The following is a 20,600-nucleotide window of genomic DNA, read 5'->3' as shown; positions in this document are numbered from 1 at the left end:
TAAAAGATGCTGTGTTTGAAGTGTGCGTTATTTGCAATATGTGTTTCTCTGGTGTTTTGCATGTATCGCTTGGATGTTATTTGGAGTAAGTGTCTTACGCCAATTTTTAGTTGGTGCGTTGTTCGTGTTTTTGGGAGCGGTAATGGCTAGGTTGCTGTTGGTTGTTTTATTTGTTTTGTGTTCCTCTTGTATGCAGTTGCATGTGCCAGCACCAAGGATTGAATTTACATCAATCGAATATGACGCGGGTCGATACAATCTGCGCTTTAGGTCCGACAGAGACTTGGTCAACTTGTACGACGCGCACGGGATAAGTGCGCAGGTCGGTACGTGGCTGATCTGTTCACTTGATGGTGATGTCGATTTTTCAATTCTGCATCACATTCATTATACCGTTAATGGTGTCGTTGATGAAGTTCGCACCGTTGAAGGTGACCGCCGTTATGAGTTTAACGTGCAAGTCAGATTTGAGGAGGATGTTGATCAAGGTACTAGTTCTTTGTCCATCAGAAAGGAAACACTGCTTTCAATGTTGAGGGTGCAGGACTATATACCTTGCCGGACGACAACTACTGCTGCGTTCTACAATGCTTACTATTCAAAGATTATGTATGTCCCGACCTCTCGGGTCATAAAAGAAGTTCAGCATGAAATTACCGCGCCGGAATATGTAATTCTACCGCCAGAAGTACAGCCATTATCGTGGTTGATGTTTGAACAGATATGCATTACAGATAAACGCTATCACGGCGGGGACATTATTGTTCATGGCGGAGCGTGCAGCAGCATGCCCTACAGCGGGTTGTTGAGCTCTTTTGCACCTCTGAATGGAAAATTCCGCATTTTCGATACTCGCACCCAATATCCCAAGGAGGGTGTCAGGTACATGATCAAGCGACCGGATGGCCGCGAAGAGGAAGGCCTGAGCGACGCTCAGGGGGATACTCATGTGTTTGGCTCGGATCATTCTGAAACTTTTAAGCTGTTTCTGTTTGAGGAGGGGCTGGGATCGTTGGCGATATAGATGATATCCCATAATATGGGATGTGAAATTACATATTGAGATTTAGCGCCTGAGAGGTCTATAGTCCGTCGCACTCACTGCCAAAAACAAAACAGGTGAAGCGATGCTGGCGCAATTGATCGCGCTCGATTGGGGGACGACCTCATTACGTGCTTACAAACTCGCGGCGGGCGGCGTGGTGCTGGAGCAGCGCGCGCTGTCGTCCGGGATCATGCAACTGCCGAAGACTCCGCGAGTCATCAACGGTCGCGAATGCGCCGACGGTTTCGAACTGGCCTTCGACGAGGCGTGCGGCGACTGGCTCGATGCTCAGCCTCATCTGCCGGTGATTGCCTGCGGCATGGTTGGCAGCGCACAGGGCTGGCGTGAAGCGGCCTACTGCGAGACGCCGGCGAACGTCGCCAATCTCGGAAAATCCCTACAAACAGTGATCAGTCTGCGCGGCACCGTTGTGCATATCGTGCCGGGCGTGATCCAACGTTCGCGTCTGCCGAACGTGATGCGCGGCGAAGAAACCCAAGTGCTCGGCGTGCTGCAGAATTTGCCGATTGAGGCAGGCGCTGATCTGTTGATCGGCCTGCCGGGCAGCCACTCGAAATGGGTCGACGTGGTCGATGGCTGCATCATTCACTTCGACACGTTTATGACCGGCGAAGTGTTCGCCGTGCTCAGTGAACACAGCATCCTCGGCCGGACCCTGAAGCAAGGCGCGACGTTCGATGCTCTGGCGTTTGACCGAGGCGTGCAGGTTGCGCAATCGGCGGACGGTGAGCTTGGCGTGCTGTCGACCTTATTCAGCGCCCGTACCTTGGGCCTGACCGGCGAACTCAGCCCGACGGCGCAGGCGGATTATCTGTCCGGCTTGATGATCGGCCATGAACTGGCGGCGCTCGCCACGGTTCAGCGACGTCGTCGCAACAACTCGAATCTCCCTTCGATCATCCTCATCGGCAACGCTCAACTCTGTGCGCGCTATAGCCGTGCCCTCGATGCCTGCGGGTTCGCCAACGTGACCCTGGCCGAGCAGGCCACCGAGCGTGGTCTGTGGCAACTGGCGCTGGCCGCCGGACTGATCGACACCTCATCCCGTTAACCCTGACTGGAGGCCTGACATGCTCAAGCAAGCACTGGCACAAAACGGTCTGATCGCGATTCTGCGTGGCCTGCATCCGCAGGAAGCTGTCGCTGTCGGAGAAGTCCTGTATGCAGCCGGATTTCGCGTCATCGAAGTACCGCTCAATTCCCCTTCGCCGTACGAAAGTATCCGCATCCTGCGCAAGACCTTGCCCGCCGATTGCCTGATCGGTGCCGGTACGGTGTTGACCCCGGAACAGGTCGAGTTGGTGAAAGAGGCTGGCGGCCAAGTGATCGTCATGCCGCACAGCGACGCCAAGGTATTACGCGCAGCAAAAGCGGCGGGGCTGTTTCTGTCGCCGGGTGTTGCGACGCCAACCGAAGCCTTCGCGGCGTTGGCGGAGGGTGCGGACATTCTCAAGTTGTTCCCGGCCGAGCAGATGGGCCCGGCGGTCGTCAAAGCCTGGCTCGCGGTGTTGCCGGCCGGGACGGTACTGGCACCGGTCGGTGGCATTACTCCGGACAACATGCAGGCGTTTATCGACGCTGGCGTGAAAGGTTTCGGCCTCGGCTCCGGTCTGTTCAAACCGGGCATGACGCCGGAGCAAGTGGCGGTGAATGCCAAGGCCTACGTGGCCGCGTGGAAGGCGCTTCGTTAAGACTTTCTGGCGCTGCGTGCGCTGCATCTATAAGAGCTGCATTTACAAAAAGAGAGCAGAGATGAAAATCACCAAACTCACCACCTTCATCGTCCCGCCGCGCTGGTGTTTCCTCAAGGTCGAAACCGACGAGGGCGTAACCGGTTGGGGCGAACCCGTGGTTGAAGGGCGCGCGCATACCGTGGCGGCTGCCGTTGAAGAATTGTCCGACTACCTGATCGGCAAAGACCCACGCAATATCGAAGACATCTGGACCGTGCTGTATCGCGGCGGCTTCTACCGTGGCGGTGCGATTCATATGAGCGCACTGGCCGGTATTGATCAGGCGCTGTGGGACATCAAGGGCAAGGCCCTCGGTGTGTCGGTGAGTGATCTGCTCGGTGGTCAGGTACGTGACAAGATTCGTGTGTATTCGTGGATTGGCGGCGATCGTCCGGCCGACACCGCGCGTGCGGCGAAAGAGGCGGTGAGCCGTGGTTTCACTGCGGTGAAAATGAACGGCACCGAAGAGCTGCAATTTCTCGACACCTTCGAAAAAGTCGATCTGGCGCTGGCCAACGTTGCCGCTGTGCGTGATGCCGTCGGGCCGAACGTCGGCATCGGCGTCGACTTCCATGGCCGCGTGCACAAGCCGATGGCCAAGGTGCTGATGAAGGAACTTGATCCGTACAAACTGATGTTCATCGAAGAGCCGGTGCTCAGCGAAAACTACGAAGCGTTGAAAGAACTGGCGCCGCTGACCAGCACACCGATTGCCCTTGGCGAACGACTGTTCTCGCGTTGGGACTTTAAACGGGTGTTGAGCGAAGGCTACGTCGACATCATCCAGCCGGATGCTTCCCACGCTGGCGGCATCACCGAAACCCGCAAGATCGCCAACATGGCCGAAGCCTACGACGTGGCTCTGGCGCTGCACTGCCCGCTGGGGCCGATTGCGCTGGCGGCGTGTTTGCAATTGGACGCGGCTTGTTACAACGCGTTTATCCAGGAGCAAAGCCTCGGTATCCATTACAACGAGAGCAACGATTTGCTCGATTACGTCAGGGATCCGCGCGTCTTCGATTATGACAAAGGCTTCGTGAAGATTCCGAACGGGCCGGGGTTGGGCATCGAGATCAACGAGGAATACGTGATCGAACGTGCGGCCGTCGGCCACCGCTGGCGCAACCCGATCTGGCGCCACGCCGATGGCAGCTTTGCCGAGTGGTGATTCCCTTCTGATTCACCACAGTTCAAATGTAGGAGTGAGCCTGCTCGCGATTCGATATGACATCCAGCATTGATGTTACAGACAAGACGCTATCGCGAGCAGGCTCACTCCTACAGGGATTTGTGCAAGGCCTCAGGCCGACCTCAATAAACATAAAAAGAGGCTCTCCCCATGCAACCGCAAACCCTCACCGGGCAGGCGTCTTTAGTCACGCCCAGCCGCAAGCGGTTCTTCATCATGGTGTTGCTGTTTATCACCGTGGTCATCAACTACCTCGACCGCAGCAACCTGTCGATTGCCGCGCCGGCGCTGACCAGTGAGCTGGGCATTGATCCGATTCACGTCGGCCTGATTTTCTCCGCATTCGGCTGGACCTACGCCGCCATGCAGATCCCCGGCGGCTGGCTGGTCGATCGCGTGCCGCCGCGGATTCTTTACAGCGTGGCGTTGCTGCTGTGGTCGCTGGCCACGGTGATGCTTGGTTTCGCGGCCAGTTTCATTGCGCTGTTCGTGCTGCGCATGGCGGTCGGCGCGCTGGAAGCGCCGGCGTATCCGATCAACAGCCGCGTGGTCACGACGTGGTTTCCCGAACGTGAGCGCGCCACGGCGATCGGTTTCTACACCTCAGGGCAGTTCGTCGGCCTGGCATTCCTGACCCCGGTGCTGGCCTGGCTGCAACACGAATTCGGCTGGCACATGGTCTTCGTCGCCACAGGCGCGGTAGGCATCATTTGGGCGGCGATCTGGTACGCGGTGTATCGCGAGCCGCGGGATTTCAAAGGCGCCAACGAAGCTGAAATCGACCTGATCCGCGAGGGCGGTGGTCTGGTCGATATTCAGCAAGAGTCCGCCAAGGTCAAAGCCAAATTCAGCTGGACCGATCTCGGCATCGTCCTGACCAAGCGCAAGTTATGGGGCATCTACCTCGGCCAGTTCTGCCTGAACTCGACGCTGTGGTTTTTCCTCACGTGGTTCCCGACTTATCTGGTGAAGTATCGCGGCATGGACTTCATCAAGTCCGGCCTGTTGGCGTCGCTGCCGTTTCTCGCCGCGTTTATTGGCGTGCTGTGTTCAGGGTTCTTTTCCGATTTCCTGATCCGACGCGGTTGTACTGTGGGTTTTGCGCGCAAGTTGCCGATCATCGGCGGGCTGCTGATTTCCACCTCGATCATCGGCGCCAATTTCGTTGAGTCGACGCCGCTGGTGATTGCCTTTCTGGCGTTGGCATTTTTCGGTAACGGTCTGGCGTCGATCACCTGGTCGCTGGTGTCGACGCTGGCGCCAGCGCGGTTGTTGGGGTTGACCGGCGGAGTGTTCAACTTCATCGGCAACCTGTCGGCGATTGCTACACCGATCGTGATTGGCTTCCTTGCCAGCGGCGATTCGTTCGCGCCGGCGATCACCTATATCGCGGTTCTCGCATTGATTGGTGCTTTGTCCTACGTGCTGCTGGTCGGCAAGGTCGAGCGTATCGAGTTGTAGTGGTCTGCGTCGGGCGACCATAATGCCGCCCGTTCCCTCGCTCAAACGGTAAAAGGCTGGATATGCAGGAAGACGCCCCGGAAAAAACCAAGGACGCCGCGCCCACCGGCACGCAGACGCTGTTGCGTGGCTTGGGTGTGGTGCAAGCGGTGGCCAGTGGCGCCCGCGATCTCAAGGAGATTGCCCGGCTGATCGGCACCACGCGCAGCACCACCCATCGTCTGGCCAGTTGTCTGGTTGATGAGCGCTACCTGCGCGTGGTGCCGCAAGTCGGTTATCTGCTCGGGCCGAAGTTGATCGAACTGGGTTTTCAGGCCCGCGAAGAGTTGCCGCTGGTGACCTTGGCCGGGCCGTATCTGGACGAGTTGTCGGCGTTGACCGGCGACACCGTGCATTTGGGCATTCGTGAAGGCGACGAGGTGCTGTATCTGCTGAAGAACCCGGGACGCAATGGTCCGGAAATGCGTTCGCGGGTCGGCCATCGCATGCCGTTGGCGCGCACCGGGATTGGCAAGGCGCTGATGCTCGATGACTCGCCGCAGGATTGGCAGCGGCTGTACGACATCAGCTTGCCGGCCGGTGGGAAAAGTCAGTTCTGGCCGCAGCATCCCCAGCAGTCGTGGGAACAGCTTGAGCAGCGCATGACCGAGTACGTTGCCGGTGGCTACGCCTTCGATCTGGAGGACAACGAACCGTCGATCCGCTGCGTGGCGGCGCCGATTCGCGATGCGAGCAAGGGCATCGTGGCGGCGATCAGTATCGCCAGCACCGTGCCGTATATGCCGCTGGAAAAAATGGCCGAGCTGATTCCCCTGATCAAAGGGGTCACAGCCCGGCTGTCGGCAGAGCTAGGCCTGAAGGTTTAAACCTTGAGCGTTGCCATGTCGATCACGAAACGGTACTTCACGTCACCGGCAATCATCCGGGCGTAAGCTTCGTTGATCTGGCGGATGTCGAGCATCTCGATGTCGCAGGTGATGTTGTGCTCGGCGCAGAAATCCAGCACTTCCTGGGTCTCAGCGATGCCGCCGATCAACGAACCGGCCAGCACGCGACGGCTCATCACCAGTTTGCCAGCGTGTACCGGCGGATCAATCGGTTCGATCAGGCCGACCAGAATGTGCACACCGTCAAAACGCAGGGTGTCGAGGTACGGGTTGAGATCGTGCTGCACCGGAATGGTGTCGAGCAGGAAGTCGAAGTAACCGGCAGCGGCTTTCATCTGCTCGGCGTCGGTGGAAACGATCACGTGATCGGCGCCTTGACGACGACCTTCTTCTGCCTTGCTCGCCGAGCGGGTGAACAGCGTGACTTCAGCGCCCATGGCCTTGGCGAACTTGATGCCCATGTGGCCCAGACCACCCATGCCGAGAATCCCGACCTTGTCGCCAGCCTTGACGCCGTAGTGCTTGAGCGGCGAGTAGGTGGTGATGCCGGCGCAGAGGATCGGCGCGGCGCTGGCGAGTGCCAGTTTTTCCGGGATGCGCACGACGAAGTGTTCGCTGACGACGATGCTGTCCGAATAACCGCCCATGGTGTTGCTGCCATCGACCCGATCCGGGGTGGCGTAGGTCATGGTCGGGCCTTCGAGGCAATATTGCTCAAGGTTCGACTGGCACGCTTCGCAAGTGCGGCACGAGTCGACCATGCAGCCAACCCCGACCAGATCGCCTACTTTGTGTTGGGTGACATTCGCACCGATCGCGGTGACTTTTCCGACGATCTCGTGGCCGGGCATCAACGGGTAAACGGCAATGCCCCATTCGTTGCGCGCCTGGTGGATGTCGGAGTGGCAGACGCCACAGTAGAGAATCTCGATGGCAACGTCGTCGGCGCGCGGGCTGCGACGTTCGAACTTCATCGGGGCGAGGGGGGTGGTGGCCGATTGGGCGGCATAACCGATGGCGGTGTACATGTGAAACCTCGCAAAAGCAGGAACAGGTGAGGCGGCGCATTCTGGGCGTCGACTGTCGGTCCGGCCATGACGATTCCTCCGGGTCTCATGCCTAATCCTCCGGCATGCGGGTTTGATCGGTCGCATTGGCAAAAGGATCTGCGATGATGCTTTCATCCCTTATTTCCGTGATTTTTTGTGAAGAGCAATTCGATGCAATTGACCCGTCATCTTGATGCCAATGCGCGGCTGGTTTCGCTGATCGAACCGTTGGCGTTGCGCGATGGTTACAGTCAGACCGGGCTGCCCGGCGTGCAGGTGTTGCGCGCCAGTTGCGACGTCGCCCGTGGCCCGCATATTTATGAGCCGAGCCTGATGATCATCGCCCAAGGCAGCAAACTGGCGTTTCTCGGACCGCGCACCATGGAGTACGGCGCCGGGCATTATCTGATTCAGGCGCTGCCGGTGCCATTCGAGTGCGAGACGTTTGCCTTGCCGGATGCGCCATTGCTCGGAGTGTCGGTGGCGATTGATCGGGTGTTGCTCGGTGAACTGGTGTTGGCGATGGGGCTGGCGCCGGGCCGGCATATTCCGGCGCAGACGCCGGAGTCGATGACCTCAGTGGTACTCGACGATGCCATGCGCGGATGCGTCGAGCGTTTGCTCAGTTGCCTGCACGATCCGCTGGAATGCCAGATTCTCGGGCCGGCGCGGGTGCGCGAGTTGTTGTTCGTTGCATTGCGCGGGCCGCAGGCGGATGTGTTGCGGGCGCTGGTGGAACAACAGGGGCAGTTCGCGCGGGTGGCGGCGTCGATCAGTCATCTGCATGCGCATTACACCGAGCCGTTGAATGTCGAGACCCTGGCCGGTTGCGCGAACATGAGCGTGTCGACCTTTCATGAGCATTTCAAACGCAGCACGTTGTTGTCGCCGGTGCAGTATCTGAAGCGTCTGCGGTTGTTGAAGGCGCAGACGCTGTTGGTGGCGGAAGGGCTGGGTGTGGCGCAGGTCGCGCATCGGGTGGGGTACCAGAGTACTTCGCAGTTCAGTCGCGAATATAAGCGCTACTTTGAGCGTAGTCCGGGGGACGAACGCGCTGCCTGAGGATTTTCACAATCCCTGTGGGAGCTGGCTTGCCAGCGATAGCGGTGGTTCAATTTGCCATGATGTCGTTTGACACGGCCCCATCGCTGGCAAGCCAGCTCCCACAGGTTTTTGTGGTGTTAGAAGTATTTTGGGCAACAAAAAGGCCCCCATTTCGGGAGCCTTGTTGTTCAGCGGTTCGACTTACATGTTCGGATAAGTCGGGCCGCCAGCGCCTTCCGGCGTGACCCAGGTGATGTTCTGCGAAGGGTCCTTGATGTCACAGGTCTTGCAGTGCACGCAGTTCTGGGCGTTGATCTGGAAGCGTTTCTCGCCGTCTTCCTTGGTGATCACTTCGTAGACGCCGGCCGGGCAGTAGCGCTGCGCCGGTTCGTCGTACAGCGGCAGGTTCTTGCTGATCGGGATGCTCGGGTCGGTCAGCTTCAGGTGGCAAGGCTGTTCTTCTTCGTGGTTGGTACCGGAGATGAACACCGAGCTGAGCTTGTCGAAGCTGAGTTTGCCGTCCGGCTTCGGATAGTCGATCTTCTTGCAGTCGGCCGCGAGCTTGAGGCAGGCGTAGTCCGGCTTGGTGTCGTGCAGGGTGAATGGCAGTTTGCCGGCGAAGATGTTCTGGTCCAGCCAGTTGAAACCGCCGCCGACGATGGCGCCGAACTTGTGGATCGCCGGGCCGAAGTTGCGGCTGGCGAACAGTTCGTCGTAGAGCCAGCTCTTCTTGAACGCATCGACGTAAGTGGTCAGCTCTTCGGTGCCGTCCTTTTCTGCGAACAGCGCATCAGCCACTGACTCAGCGGCGAGCATGCCGGACTTCATCGCAGTGTGGCTGCCCTTGATCTTGGCGAAGTTCAGGGTGCCGAGGTCGCAACCGATCAGCGCGCCGCCCTTGAAGACCATTTTCGGCAGCGAGTTCAGGCCACCTTTGCAGATCGCACGCGCGCCGTAGCTGATGCGCTTGCCGCCTTCCAGGTACTGCGCCAGCACCGGGTGATGCTTGAGGCGCTGGAACTCGTCGAACGGTGACAGGTAGGTGTTGCTGTAGGAAAGGTCAACGATCAGACCAACCACCACCTGGTTGTTTTCCAGGTGATAGAGGAACGAGCCACCGGTGTTTTCGGTGCCCATGATGTCCAGCGGCCAACCAGCGGTGTGCACCACCAAGCCTGGCTGATGTTTGGCCGGGTCGATCTCCCAGATTTCTTTCAGGCCGATGCCGTAGTGCTGGGCGTCGGCATCGCTGTCGAGGTTGTAGCGCTTGATCAGTTGCTTGCCGATGTGGCCACGGCAGCCTTCGGCGAACAGCGTGTATTTGCCGCGCAGTTCCATGCCCGGGGTGTACAGGCCTTCTTTCGGGTTGCCTTCGCGGTCGACGCCCAGATCACCGGTGATGATCCCGCGCACCACGCCTTGCTCGTCGATCAGCGCTTCCTGAGCAGCGAACCCCGGGTAGATTTCTACGCCAAGGTTCTCGGCCTGCTGGGCGAGCCAGCGGCACAGGTTGCCGAGGGAGATGATGTAGTTGCCTTCGTTGTGCATGGTCTTGGGCACAAAGAAGTCTGGAATTTTTTGCGCGTTTTCGGCGTTTTTCAGCACGAAAATATCGTCGCGGGTGACTGGCGTGTTCAGCGGGGCGCCAAGTTCTTTCCAGTCCGGGAACAGTTCGTTCAGAGCGCGTGGTTCGAACACGGCACCGGAGAGGATGTGTGCGCCGACTTCGGAGCCTTTTTCGACCACGCAGACGCTGATTTCCTTACCGGCTTCGGCGGCCTTCTGCTTCAGACGGCAGGCGGCGGACAGGCCAGCGGGGCCGGCACCGACGATGACCACGTCGAATTCCATGTATTCGCGTTCCACAGGCTATCTCCTACTCAAGGCTCAACAGTTTTTTTTCTAATTTGGAGGTTTGATGTCGCATCCGCTATTCCTTTACGTTAACGTCAAGGGGAATATTGGAGAACTGACCTTTCTCTCTAGGCGGCGCATTATATCTACACCACTCCTAGCGTCCAATACAAACGTTTGTTTGAATCGGCTCCAGCCCAGAGAAATCAAAGAAGCGCGGCTTATGAATGGTCATTTTGCTGTATTGACCGGAATAGGCGTTCCGGTCAAGATACGGGCGGTTTTGCGCTCGTCGTAGGCAGACTGGCGGTTTCAAGAGCACGTCTAAAGACAGGGCACAGGCAGTAGAAGGTGATGCGCAGCGCAGTCCGGCGCGCAGTTTACACAGCGTGAAGATCAATGACTCGTCGGTCACCCCTGACGAACGGTCGCAGGTCTTTGCACTGTGCAGCCACCAGACACCCGAGTCGGCGTTTTTAGAGGTGCCCTTTTAGCCTGATGAGCATCAACCGCCAGGTTCGCCTAGGCGACTTTCTTTTCACCGGAGAGTAACGAGGAATCCATGAAGGTTCTTGTAGCTGTCAAACGCGTTGTGGATTACAACGTCAAGGTTCGCGTCAAGGCGGACAATTCCGGCGTCGATCTCGCCAACGTCAAGATGTCGATGAACCCGTTCTGCGAAATCGCAGTGGAAGAAGCCGTACGCCTGAAAGAGAAAGGTGTTGCGACTGAAATCGTCGTCGTCTCCATCGGCCCGACCACCGCTCAGGAGCAGCTGCGTACCGCACTGGCTCTGGGTGCCGACCGTGCCATCCTCGTCGAATCCGCTGAAGATCTGACCTCGCTCGCCGTGGCCAAGCTGCTCAAAGCTGTGGTCGACAAGGAACAGCCGCAGCTGGTGATCCTTGGCAAACAGGCCATCGACAGCGACAACAACCAGACCGGCCAGATGCTCGCTGCACTGAGCGGCTACGGTCAGGGCACGTTCGCCTCGAAAGTCGAAGTCTCGGGCGACAGCGTTGCCGTAACTCGCGAAATCGACGGCGGCGCGCAGACTGTTTCGCTGAAACTGCCGGCAATCGTCACCACTGACCTGCGCTTGAACGAGCCGCGTTATGCGTCCCTGCCAAACATCATGAAAGCCAAGAAGAAGCCTCTCGAAGTGCTGACTCCGGACGCTTTGGGCGTTTCCACCGCCTCCACCAACAAGACCCTGAAAGTTGAAGCGCCGGCTGCACGCAGCGCAGGCATCAAGGTCAAGTCGGTGGCTGAACTGGTCGAGAAACTGAAAAACGAAGCGAAGGTAATCTAAAAATGACTATCTTGGTAATCGCTGAACACGACAACAAAGTGCTGGCCCCGGCCACACTGAACACCGTGGCTGCTGCTGCCAAAATCGGCGGCGACATCCACGTTCTGGTTGCAGGTCAAGGCGCTGGCGCCGTGGCTGAAGCCGCTGCGAAAATCGCAGGCGTGAGCAAAGTCCTCAACGCTGACAATGCCGCTTACGCGCATCAGCTGCCGGAAAACGTTGCGCCATTGGTTGCAGAGCTGGGCGCTGGCTACAGCCACATCCTGGCTGCCGCTACCTCCAACGGCAAAAATATCCTGCCGCGCGTTGCCGCTCAGCTGGACGTTGACCAGATCTCCGAAATTATCTCGGTCGAAAGCGCTGACACGTTCAAGCGTCCGATCTACGCCGGTAACGCCATCGCTACCGTACAGTCCACCGCTGCAATCAAAGTGATCACCGTGCGTGCCACCGGTTTCGACCCGGTGGCTGCTGAAGGTGGTTCGGCTGCTGTCGAAGCAGTCGGCGCTGCACACGACGCGGGCACTTCGAGCTTCGTTGGCGAAGAACTGGCCAAGTCCGATCGTCCAGAGCTGACCGCTGCCAAGATCGTCGTTTCCGGCGGCCGCGGCATGCAGAACGGCGACAACTTCAAACACCTGTACGCTCTGGCCGACAAGCTGGGCGCTGCTGTCGGTGCTTCGCGTGCTGCGGTCGACGCAGGTTTCGTACCGAACGACATGCAGGTCGGTCAGACCGGCAAGATCGTTGCGCCACAGCTGTACATCGCCGTCGGTATCTCCGGCGCGATCCAGCATTTGGCCGGTATGAAAGACTCCAAAGTGATCGTTGCGATCAACAAGGACGAAGAAGCGCCGATCTTCCAGGTGGCCGATTACGGTCTCGTGGCGGATCTGTTCGAAGCCGTCCCTGAGTTGGAGAAGCTGGTCTAATCCAGCGGCTTCACTTATAAAGAGCCCGACCTTTTGGTCGGGCTTTTTTTTGTCTCGGATTTGAGTGGGAGCGTTTTGCCATGGATCTGCGCTGCGGATTGCGTTACTCGGTATTGCTGGGATTGGCCCTGCTGCCAGGTTTGGCCATGGCCGCTGGCAAATGCGAGCGCCTCGTCGTCACCGGTAGCCCGGATGCACCGCCGTATCTGTGGCAGGACCCGCAGAATCCCAAACAGTTGATCGGCGCCAGCGCCGACCTGTTGCAGCAAGTGGCCAAGGATCTCGGCATCAAAGTCGAGTTGCTCTACGCCGGCAAACGCTCGCAAGCCCTCGACGAAGTACGCAGCGGGCGCATGGACATGCTCGCCGACGCGCCGTTGACATTTACTGAGCTGGAAAACCTCGACTACATCTATCCGCCATTGCTGGAAAACGACTATCTGGTGTGGACACGCAAAGGCTCGACGCTGGTCTACGGCGAAGCCAAAGACCTGCACGGCCACACGGGTGCGCTGTCGGAAAAGTCTCGAATCACCCAGGCATTTGGCACTTTCGCCGAGCAGAATCTGACCCTGACCAAGACAGCCAACCTCACCCAGGCCCTGCAGAAATTGCTCCTCGGCGAAGTGGAATATGTACTCGCCGGTCGTTACTCAGGCATGGCCGCCGCGCAGGCATTGGGCATGGCCAATGACCTGCTGGCGTTCGAGCAACCCATCGACCGCCCGGGCCTGTTCCTCGCGGTTTCGCATAACTCGGCCTGCAACGATCCGTGGTTGCGCGGACAGCTAGCCAAAAAGATGACAGAATTGCCCGCGTCCGGACTGACGGAAGCCGCGCTGCAACGCAATATCGAGCGCTGGAAGGCGCAGCAGCAACAGCCGCAACAACCTGTCAGTGCCCCAAAACAGTAGGGATTCTTAGTGAGTATTCGACCTCTTTTCGCGGCTGTGGCCGTTCTGGCTCTGGCCGGTTGCGCAACCGATCCGGCACCCAATGAACAAATGCGCCTGACCGAGCAAGCCATCACCCAGGCCAAAGCTGTTGGCGCCACCGCCGACGAAGTGCCGGAAATGAAACTGGCCGAAACCAAGTACAACCGCGCCAAAGGCAACATGGCGGACGAGTCCTACCGCAATGCGCGGATGCGCGCCGAACAGGCCGAACTGGATGCGCGTCTGGCCGAAGCCAAAGTGCTGACGCAAAAAAGTGAAGAACAGGTGAATGTGCTTAACACCCGCATCGTCCGTCTGCGCAAGCAACTGGGAGATGCCCAATGAGCCTCAAGTCGAAAGTTGTCGGCGGCCTGATCCTCGCCGGGTGTGTCAGCCTGTACGGCTGCGCCGGTCAACACAGCGAATCCGCGCTGCAAGAAGCCAGCGCCGACTTCCAGAAGGTCAAGGAAGACTCCAACGTGCTGCGCATCGCGCCGAAAGACGTGATCCGCGCTGGTGAGTCGCTGGCCCGTGCCGATCGCCTGTCGACCTATTGGGGCAGCGGTTCCGACGTGGTGCATTACGCCTACCTGAGCCAGCGCTACAGCGAGATCGCCCGCGAGCACACCAATCAAGTGCTCAACGAAGAGCGCGCGGCCAAGCTCGAACTGGACCGCCAGCGCTTGCAACTGGCCCTGCGTGAATCCAAGTTGCTCAGCGTGCAGCAGCAGGGTAAATGGCTGGAAGAACAGATCGTTGCACTGGCGACCACGCAGACCGACCGAGGTCTGGTGATGACCCTGGGCGATGTGCTGTTCGACACCGGTGAAGCGGAGCTGAAAAACTCGGCCAACCGCGTGGTGCTGAAGATCGTGCAGTTCCTGCAACTGAACCCGAAACGCGTGGTGCGCATTGAGGGCTACACCGACAGCACCGGCGGCAAACAGGAAAACCTCAAGCTGTCCCGTGACCGCGCACAATCGGTCGCGGACGTGCTGATGGACCTGGGCATCGACGACAAACGCATTCAGGTCGAAGGCTACGGCGACGAATACCCGGTGGACGCTAACGCTTCCGAGCGCGGGCGGGCACAGAACCGTCGCGTGGAAATTGTCTTCTCCGACGAAAAAGGCCAGCTCGGCGCCGCCCGTTAAGGGTTGCGTCTCTGGAAAGCCCGGGCTGTCATGCAGCACCGGGCTTTTTTACGTCTGTCGAATGGCTCGCAAATCAGTACAGTCAGGGGCAGACACCGCACTGTATGGTCGAGTAATGTGGCAACTGTCCCAGTACACTTCTAAACTGTTCCGGTATTGTTTCACACAAGAATAAAATGCCCGTGAAATCGAGTGCTGCGTCATGACCAATCTCTTGCTCTACCAACGTATTGCTCAGCAACTGGCCGAAGACATCCGCCGTGGGGTCTATCAACCGGGGGAGCGCGTGCCTTCGGTGCGCAAGATGAGTTCGCAGCTCAATGTCAGCCATGCGACGGTGTTGCAGGCTTACGCCAATCTTGAAGATCAGGGCTTGATTCGCGCCCGACCGCAGTCCGGTTATTACGTGCACCAGACGCCGGCACTGACGGCGCCGACGCCAGACATTGCCCGGGTCGAACGGCCGGGGCTGGTCACCCGCAGCAGCATCATTCAACAGGTTCTGGTCGAATCACGCCGCGAAGGCGTGTTTCCGCTGGGCGCGGCTGTGCCAAGTGTCGATTACTTGCCGGTGCGCGCACTGCATCAGCAACTGGCCAAGGTCACCCGCTTCCATAGCCCGCGTGCCTTCAGCTACATGTTCAGCCCCGGTTTCGAACCGCTGCGCCGGCAAGTGGCGATCCGTATGCGCGATGCCGGTGTGGTGGTCGACCCGTCGGAAGTGGTGATCACCCACGGTTGTGTCGATGCCTTGCAGATGTCGTTGCGTGTGCTGACCCGGCCGGGTGATCTGATTGCCGCTGAGTCGCCGACTTATTACGGTCTGCTGCAACTGGCCGATCTTCTCGGCTTGAAGGTCATCGAAATCCCCAGCGATCCCGCCACCGGCATGAGCCTCGAAGCCCTGCAACTGGCGGCCAACCAGTGGTCGATCAAAGCGCTGGTGCTGACTACGCGCCTGAGCAATCCCCTGGGTGGCACCATGCCCGAAGAACGGCAGAAACAGTTGCTGCGGCTGGCCTCGGATTTCGATATCCAGATCGTCGAAGACGACATCTATGGCGAACTGATGTTCGAGCAAGGCAAAACCAAAGCGCTCAAGGCTTATGACCGACTGGATCGGGTGATCTACTGTTCGAGCTTCTCCAAAACCTTGTCACCCGGTGTGCGCATCGGTTGGATGATCGCTGGCAAGTACCAGCAGGAAATCCAGCGCCTGCAGACCTTCAGCACCCATTCGGCGTGCAGCGTGACGCAGATGGCGATTGCCGCTTATCTGGAAAACGGCGGCTATGACCGGCATTTACGGTACATCCGCCAGGAATACCGGAAAAACCTCAGCGCGTTCCAGTTGGCGGTGCAGCAGTACTTCCCCGAAGGTACGCAGATGACCCGGCCCACGGGTGGTTTCATCCTCTGGGTGAGCTTGCCGGGGAGGGTGAATACCCAGGAATTGCATGTCCGCGCCTTGCAGCAGGGCATCAGTATTGCGCCGGGTCTGATTTTCAGTAATACCGAGCAGTTCAACCACTGTATCCGCCTGAACTGCGGGATTCCGTGGAACCGCGAGGCGGAGCGGGCGTTGATGACGCTGGGGCTGTTGGCGACTCAACTGTGTCAGGAAACCGCTGGCGGATTCTGAACGGGCGGTGGCTGATGCTTGTCTTGTGGCGTCCAACAAGCGAGCATATGGCCCTCTGCCGTTAGTGTCGTTGGGTCCATGAAAGCGATTTTTCCTGCCGCTTGGGTTTTGTTGGGTTTGCTGATGATCGGTCATGCGCCTGGAGCCGTGGCCGCTGCGGTTCAGGACAAACCGGCCGCAACGAGTCCCGTTAAAAAAACCACGCCTGCGCCAAAGGCCGCTTCCGCGAAGAAACCCCAGCAAAAAATCATCAAGAAGCGCAAGCCAATCGCCTCCAAATCGAAACCCGCCAGCGAAGTGGTGAAAACCAAATTGCCGCCGGCCAGACTCGATTTGAGTCTGCCCAAGGACATGGTCCAGGAGCTGAAGCCCAAAGGCACGGTTGAGTTGCCCAAGCGCGAGCCGATCCTGCCGCAGATGTTTGGCGAGAAAAACAACGGATTCCAGCTCAACGGCCGCTTGCTCAATAACGAAATGCAGTTGCAACTGCGCAATGAAGACCGCCGGGAAATCGAAGGTGCGGCGCTGGATTTCGAATTCAAACAGTAAAACCAGCCCATCTGTGACCCGCAGACCAGACGCTTTGTCGGAGACTGGTCAGTCATATTGAGTTATCGCTAAAAACCCGGTTCCGGCAATTTAAAACAGCCGTTTTAGCGGTTACTCTGTTCCGCGTCCCTTTTACACATCGCCCGTCGCGAGGAAACGTTCGTCATGAAATGCCGTGAAGGCTGTGGCGCTTGCTGCATTGCCCCTTCCATCAGTTCGCCGATTCCCGGCATGCCTGATGGCAAACCTGCCGGCGAACGTTGCGTGCAACTCTCGGTCGAAAACCTGTGCAGCATTTTCGGCCGCCCGGAGCGCCCGGCAGTCTGCTCCGGCTTCGCGGCTGATGTCGAAGTCTGTGGCAGCAGCTCGGAAGAAGCGATCAGGCTGATTGGCTGGTGGGAGCAAATGACGGCGGCGTGATGTGTCAAACGAACGGAACTTCAACAATAAGGAATAAGACTATGGGTTCGCTGCATCGTATCGCTGTGTTGTGTGGTTTGACCGCTGTGCTGGCCACCTCCGTCGCTCAGGCTGAAGACTGGAAAGTCGCCAAGAATGAGGACGGCATCAAGGTGTCCCTGAGTGAAGTGCCGGGTTCGGACTACAAGTCCTACCAGGGCGTTGCGCTGATGAAGACCACCGTCGCCAAACTGCGCGCACTGCAGGAAGACGTCTCCGGCGCGTGCGCCTGGATTCACGAATGCAAGACCCAGAAACTGCTCAAGCACGAGGGCGATCAGAGCTGGACCTACACCCAGTTCAACACGCCTTGGCCGGTGACTCCGCGTGATTCGGTGTTGCACATCACCACCGTTGAAGGCGCCGATGGCAGCCTGACCCGTAACCTCGAAGGTCTGCCCAAGTACCTTCCGGAAGAGAAAGGCTTCGTCCGTGTAGCGCAGGTCAAAGGCTACTGGAAGTTCGTACCCAAAGGTGATCAGGTTGAAGTGACCTATCAGGTGCACACCGAGCCGGGTGGTAGCGTGCCGTCGATGATTGCCAACAAGTTTGTCGTCGATGCGCCGTTCAACACCTTGAAAGCTCTGAAAGAACGCGCCGAGAAGTAATCGGCCCGCGTTCAACGAAACGCCCCGACCGATTCGGGGCGTTTTGTTTTGTATCTATATTGTGTTTCCAGATATGCGTTGCACGAAATTTTCACAAAGTGTTCAAGACAATTCGCCCGCGCTGTTTGCACGCTGTCCCGGTTTGGCGCTGCGCTGAATGAAAGTGTCTGGCGGCGGGGCAGTAATCAATGGCAATGGTGCGGGTGATCGTGCAACATTTGCGCACCGCGCAAGCCCCGGGGTCTGGAATGACCAATAGAGGGCATGGCGCCGCTGTATTTTTGCAACTTCAACTTCCAATGGGTCCTAAAACGACATGGCAAACCCGGACGCCCTGAATCAGCAGCGATCTTCTGCTCGCCTGCTGCAACCGACCGTCAAATCGCATCTGGCCTACACGCTGCTTTGCGCGCTGGTCATGATGGTGATGTTTTCCGTGCTGCGCCTCGCGCTGCTGGTCTACAACCGCGAGATGATCCTCGACACCCCGGCTTCGACTTTCCTCGAAGCCTTCGCCAACGGCCTGCGTTTCGACCTGCGCCTGGTGGTTTACGTGTGCATTCCGCTGGTGCTGGCACTGTTCAGTGCGCGCGCCATGGCCGCACGCGGCTTCTTCCGTCTGTGGCTGACGATCGCCTCGAGCATCGCGCTGTTCCTCGGCCTGATGGAGATGGACTTTTATCGCGAGTTTCACCAGCGCCTCAACGGTCTGGTGTTCCAGTATGTGAAAGAAGACCCGAAAACCGTAATGAGCATGCTCTGGTACGGCTTCCCGGTGGTGCGTTATCTGCTGGCGTGGGTCATCGGCACCGTCATTCTGACCCTGGCGTTCAAAGGCGCCGACCGTGCCACCCGTCCGCGCGGACCGTTCAGCGGCGGTAGTGTCAGCAGCCGTCAAGTCGCACCGTGGTACACCCGTCTTGCGGTGTTCGTGGTCTGCTTGCTGATCTGCGTGGTTGCCGCTCGTGGCACTCTGCGTCAAGGCCCGCCAATGCGTTGGGGTGACGTGTACACCACCGACTCCAACTTCGCCAACCAGCTCGGCCTCAACGGCACGCTGTCGCTGATCGCAGCCGCCAAGGACCGCATGGGCGAAGACCGCGACAACATCTGGAAAGGCACGCTGCCGCAAGAACAAGCGCAGAAAGTCGTGCGCGATATGTTGCTGATGCCGGATGACAAACTGGTCGATGCCGATATCGCCGCCGTGCGCCGTGAATACACGCCGCCGGCCGACAAGACCCTGCCGATCAAGAACGTCGTCGTGATCCTGATGGAAAGCATGGCCGGTCACTCGGTCGGTGCGTTGGGCGCGCCGGGCAACATCACGCCTTATCTGGACAAACTGTCGAAGGAAGGCCTGCTGTTCGATCGCTTCTTCTCCAACGGTACGCACACCCACCAGGGCATGTTCGCGACCATGGCCTGCTTCCCCAACCTGCCGGGTTTCGAATACCTGATGCAGACCCCGGAAGGCAGCCACAAACTGTCCGGCCTGCCGCAGCTGCTCAGCGCCCGCAATTACGACGACGTGTACGTCTACAACGGCGATTTCGCCTGGGACAACCAGTCGGGCTTTTTCAGCAACCAGGGCATGACCAACTTCGTTGGCCGTAACGACTTCGTCAACCCGGTGTTCTCCGATCCGACCTGGGGCGTGTCCGATCAGGACATGTTCGACCGTGGCCTGCAGGAGCTCAAGGCGCGGGAAAACGGCAAGCCGTTCTACGCGCTGCTGCAAACCCTGTCCAACCACACGCCATACGCCTTGCCGACGCCATTGCCGGTTGAGCGTGTGACTGACCGTGGCAGCCTCAACGAACACTTGACCGCCATGCGTTACGCCGACTGGGCACTGGGTCAATTCTTCGAGAAGGCGCGCAAAGAGCCGTACTTCAAGGAAACCCTGTTCGTCATCGTCGGTGACCACGGTTTCGGCAACGAGCGCCAGATCACCGAAATGGACCTGGGTCGCTTCAACGTGCCGATGCTGATGATCGCGCCGGGCATCCAGGAGAAGTTTGGTACCCGTGACCACACCGTGGGCACGCAGATCGACATCGTGCCGACCATCATGGGTCGTCTGGGTGGCGAAGTGCGAAATCAGTGCTGGGGCCGTGACTTGCTCAACCTGCCGGAAGGCGACACCGGTTTCGGTGTGATCAAGCCGTCGGGCAGCGAGCAGACCACCGCCATCGTCACTGCCGACCAGATTCTGGTCCTGCCGAAAGACAAGGAAATGGGTCCGAAGATCTGGCAATACCAGTTGGGTGCCAATCCACATGCCGAGATCGTTCCGAATGCACCGCGCACGGCCGAGTTGAAACTCAAACTCGAGGCGTTCCTGCAAACGGCGACCAAGAGCCTGATGGACAACACTGCCGGTGTAATCAACGGCAAGCCGGACTGATCGCGCAGCGATCATAAAATCCGTGCAATAAAAAAGAGGCCCTGAACAGGGCCTCTTTTTTTTTACGCTTGAATCGTTATATCCGACCAAGTAACAGCAGGACCAACAGCACCACCAACACCACGCCGATAATGCCCGATGGACCATAACCCCAACTTCTGGAGTGCGGGAAGACCGGCAGACCACCGATCAGCAACAGGATCAGGATAATGATTAGAATTGTGCCCATGTCGATTTCCTTGTTGATAGTGTTCGAGAAGTCTTGGTATTCAAGGGCGACTGGAGACTAAGTAATTCCAGACGGCTTACAAATTCC

Annotated in this window: 20 protein-coding genes; 17 read left to right on the top strand and 3 right to left on the bottom strand. The window is 58.5% G+C overall.

What is annotated here, in order from left to right; genetic code table 11:
- Positions 1-142: 142 nt before the first annotated feature.
- From RMV17_RS21430 to RMV17_RS21405, 6 genes are all read left to right on the top strand, one after another.
- Complete coding sequence (locus RMV17_RS21430) at positions 143-1,024, top strand: hypothetical protein (protein WP_311882391.1); 882 nt, start codon at positions 143-145, stop codon at positions 1,022-1,024.
- 103 nt (positions 1,025-1,127) lie between these two features.
- The gene (locus RMV17_RS21425) at positions 1,128-2,117 is read left to right on the top strand and encodes a 2-dehydro-3-deoxygalactonokinase (protein WP_311882389.1); all 990 of its coding nucleotides are present in this window, start codon (positions 1,128-1,130) and stop codon (positions 2,115-2,117) included.
- A 19-nt stretch (positions 2,118-2,136) separates the two neighbouring features.
- Positions 2,137-2,757, top strand: coding sequence for a 2-dehydro-3-deoxy-6-phosphogalactonate aldolase (locus RMV17_RS21420; RefSeq protein ID WP_034155328.1), 621 nt, complete (start codon positions 2,137-2,139; stop codon positions 2,755-2,757).
- A 61-nt stretch (positions 2,758-2,818) separates the two neighbouring features.
- On the top strand, positions 2,819-3,967 hold the full coding sequence (gene dgoD, locus RMV17_RS21415; RefSeq protein ID WP_311882387.1) for a galactonate dehydratase: 1,149 nt from the start codon (positions 2,819-2,821) through the stop codon (positions 3,965-3,967).
- 171 nt (positions 3,968-4,138) lie between these two features.
- A complete protein-coding gene (locus tag RMV17_RS21410) occupies positions 4,139-5,449 on the top strand; it encodes an MFS transporter (protein WP_034155327.1) in 1,311 nt (436 codons plus the stop codon).
- A 62-nt stretch (positions 5,450-5,511) separates the two neighbouring features.
- A complete protein-coding gene (locus RMV17_RS21405; RefSeq protein ID WP_311882384.1) occupies positions 5,512-6,315 on the top strand; it encodes an IclR family transcriptional regulator in 804 nt (267 codons plus the stop codon).
- Here the strand turns inward: RMV17_RS21405 and RMV17_RS21400 are convergent.
- Entirely contained in the window at positions 6,312-7,364 is a 1,053-nt protein-coding gene (locus RMV17_RS21400; RefSeq protein WP_311882382.1) for an NAD(P)-dependent alcohol dehydrogenase, read from the bottom strand. The genes RMV17_RS21405 and RMV17_RS21400 overlap by 4 nt on opposite strands.
- A 192-nt stretch (positions 7,365-7,556) precedes the next feature.
- Here RMV17_RS21400 and RMV17_RS21395 point away from each other — a divergent pair, with 192 nt between their 5' ends.
- Positions 7,557-8,447, top strand: coding sequence for an AraC family transcriptional regulator (locus tag RMV17_RS21395; RefSeq protein ID WP_099756894.1), 891 nt, complete (start codon positions 7,557-7,559; stop codon positions 8,445-8,447).
- Between the two features lie 183 nt (positions 8,448-8,630).
- Here RMV17_RS21395 and RMV17_RS21390 read toward each other — a convergent pair whose 3' ends face one another.
- Positions 8,631-10,295 (bottom strand): electron transfer flavoprotein-ubiquinone oxidoreductase, encoded by a 1,665-nt coding sequence (locus RMV17_RS21390; RefSeq protein WP_095120550.1) that lies wholly within the window; start codon positions 10,293-10,295, stop codon positions 8,631-8,633.
- Positions 10,296-10,845: 550 nt separating this feature from the next.
- Here RMV17_RS21390 and RMV17_RS21385 point away from each other — a divergent pair.
- From RMV17_RS21385 to RMV17_RS21340, 10 genes are all read left to right on the top strand, one after another.
- Positions 10,846-11,595 carry an electron transfer flavoprotein subunit beta/FixA family protein gene (locus RMV17_RS21385; protein WP_007908338.1) on the top strand — a complete coding sequence of 250 codons (750 nt, stop codon included), beginning with the start codon at positions 10,846-10,848 and terminating at the stop codon, positions 11,593-11,595.
- A 2-nt stretch (positions 11,596-11,597) separates the two neighbouring features.
- Entirely contained in the window at positions 11,598-12,527 is a 930-nt protein-coding gene (locus RMV17_RS21380; RefSeq protein ID WP_007908340.1) for an electron transfer flavoprotein subunit alpha/FixB family protein, read from the top strand.
- Between the two features lie 80 nt (positions 12,528-12,607).
- Positions 12,608-13,441: an ABC transporter substrate-binding protein gene (locus RMV17_RS21375; RefSeq protein ID WP_034155323.1), complete on the top strand. Its 834-nt coding sequence runs from the start codon at positions 12,608-12,610 to the stop codon at positions 13,439-13,441.
- A 9-nt stretch (positions 13,442-13,450) separates the two neighbouring features.
- Positions 13,451-13,807, top strand: a complete 357-nt coding sequence (locus tag RMV17_RS21370; protein ID WP_034155322.1) for a DUF4398 domain-containing protein — start codon at positions 13,451-13,453, stop codon at positions 13,805-13,807.
- Positions 13,804-14,616: an OmpA family protein gene (locus RMV17_RS21365; protein WP_093435353.1), complete on the top strand. Its 813-nt coding sequence runs from the start codon at positions 13,804-13,806 to the stop codon at positions 14,614-14,616. The genes RMV17_RS21370 and RMV17_RS21365 overlap by 4 nt, the downstream gene beginning before the upstream one ends.
- Positions 14,617-14,818: 202 nt before the next feature.
- A complete protein-coding gene (locus tag RMV17_RS21360; RefSeq protein ID WP_016985994.1) occupies positions 14,819-16,258 on the top strand; it encodes a PLP-dependent aminotransferase family protein in 1,440 nt (479 codons plus the stop codon).
- Positions 16,259-16,336: 78 nt separating this feature from the next.
- The gene (locus RMV17_RS21355) at positions 16,337-16,807 is read left to right on the top strand and encodes a translation initiation factor 2 (RefSeq protein WP_311882370.1); all 471 of its coding nucleotides are present in this window, start codon (positions 16,337-16,339) and stop codon (positions 16,805-16,807) included.
- Between the two features lie 165 nt (positions 16,808-16,972).
- The gene (locus RMV17_RS21350; RefSeq protein ID WP_007908349.1) at positions 16,973-17,227 is read left to right on the top strand and encodes a YkgJ family cysteine cluster protein; all 255 of its coding nucleotides are present in this window, start codon (positions 16,973-16,975) and stop codon (positions 17,225-17,227) included.
- Positions 17,228-17,268: 41 nt separating this feature from the next.
- Complete coding sequence (locus tag RMV17_RS21345) at positions 17,269-17,874, top strand: START domain-containing protein (protein ID WP_034155319.1); 606 nt, start codon at positions 17,269-17,271, stop codon at positions 17,872-17,874.
- Positions 17,875-18,190: 316 nt separating this feature from the next.
- Positions 18,191-20,284: an LTA synthase family protein gene (locus RMV17_RS21340; RefSeq protein WP_311882366.1), complete on the top strand. Its 2,094-nt coding sequence runs from the start codon at positions 18,191-18,193 to the stop codon at positions 20,282-20,284.
- Positions 20,285-20,360: 76 nt separating this feature from the next.
- On the opposite strand, the gene RMV17_RS21335 is transcribed toward RMV17_RS21340, so the two are convergent.
- The gene (locus tag RMV17_RS21335) at positions 20,361-20,519 is read right to left on the bottom strand and encodes a DUF3309 family protein (RefSeq protein ID WP_169432680.1); all 159 of its coding nucleotides are present in this window, start codon (positions 20,517-20,519) and stop codon (positions 20,361-20,363) included.
- Positions 20,520-20,600: the final 81 nt, after the last annotated feature.

Origin of the sequence: Pseudomonas sp. VD-NE ins, assembly GCF_031882575.1 — a bacterium.
In the GTDB taxonomy this organism is placed as follows: Bacteria; Pseudomonadota; Gammaproteobacteria; order Pseudomonadales; family Pseudomonadaceae; genus Aquipseudomonas; species Aquipseudomonas fluorescens_BZ.
Note: the sequence above shows the minus strand (reverse complement) of the source record. Positions and strands in the feature narration are given on the sequence as shown.

Excerpts from the sequence above, each read along its gene's own strand:
- RMV17_RS21340 (WP_311882366.1), top strand. The coding sequence starts at position 18,191 with ATGGCAAACCCGGACGCCCTGAATCAGCAGCGATCTTCTGCTCGCCTG.
- RMV17_RS21420 (WP_034155328.1), top strand. The coding sequence starts at position 2,137 with ATGCTCAAGCAAGCACTGGCACAAAACGGTCTGATCGCGATTCTGCGT.
- RMV17_RS21350 (WP_007908349.1), top strand. The coding sequence starts at position 16,973 with ATGAAATGCCGTGAAGGCTGTGGCGCTTGCTGCATTGCCCCTTCCATC.
- RMV17_RS21425 (WP_311882389.1), top strand. The coding sequence starts at position 1,128 with ATGCTGGCGCAATTGATCGCGCTCGATTGGGGGACGACCTCATTACGT.
- RMV17_RS21360 (WP_016985994.1), top strand. The coding sequence starts at position 14,819 with ATGACCAATCTCTTGCTCTACCAACGTATTGCTCAGCAACTGGCCGAA.
- RMV17_RS21405 (WP_311882384.1), top strand. The coding sequence starts at position 5,512 with ATGCAGGAAGACGCCCCGGAAAAAACCAAGGACGCCGCGCCCACCGGC.
- dgoD (WP_311882387.1), top strand. The coding sequence starts at position 2,819 with ATGAAAATCACCAAACTCACCACCTTCATCGTCCCGCCGCGCTGGTGT.
- RMV17_RS21400 (WP_311882382.1), bottom strand. The coding sequence starts at position 7,364 with ATGTACACCGCCATCGGTTATGCCGCCCAATCGGCCACCACCCCCCTC.
- RMV17_RS21385 (WP_007908338.1), top strand. The coding sequence starts at position 10,846 with ATGAAGGTTCTTGTAGCTGTCAAACGCGTTGTGGATTACAACGTCAAG.
- RMV17_RS21375 (WP_034155323.1), top strand. The coding sequence starts at position 12,608 with ATGGATCTGCGCTGCGGATTGCGTTACTCGGTATTGCTGGGATTGGCC.
- RMV17_RS21395 (WP_099756894.1), top strand. The coding sequence starts at position 7,557 with ATGCAATTGACCCGTCATCTTGATGCCAATGCGCGGCTGGTTTCGCTG.
- RMV17_RS21345 (WP_034155319.1), top strand. The coding sequence starts at position 17,269 with ATGGGTTCGCTGCATCGTATCGCTGTGTTGTGTGGTTTGACCGCTGTG.
- RMV17_RS21430 (WP_311882391.1), top strand. The coding sequence starts at position 143 with ATGGCTAGGTTGCTGTTGGTTGTTTTATTTGTTTTGTGTTCCTCTTGT.
- RMV17_RS21355 (WP_311882370.1), top strand. The coding sequence starts at position 16,337 with ATGAAAGCGATTTTTCCTGCCGCTTGGGTTTTGTTGGGTTTGCTGATG.
- RMV17_RS21365 (WP_093435353.1), top strand. The coding sequence starts at position 13,804 with ATGAGCCTCAAGTCGAAAGTTGTCGGCGGCCTGATCCTCGCCGGGTGT.
- RMV17_RS21380 (WP_007908340.1), top strand. The coding sequence starts at position 11,598 with ATGACTATCTTGGTAATCGCTGAACACGACAACAAAGTGCTGGCCCCG.
- RMV17_RS21410 (WP_034155327.1), top strand. The coding sequence starts at position 4,139 with ATGCAACCGCAAACCCTCACCGGGCAGGCGTCTTTAGTCACGCCCAGC.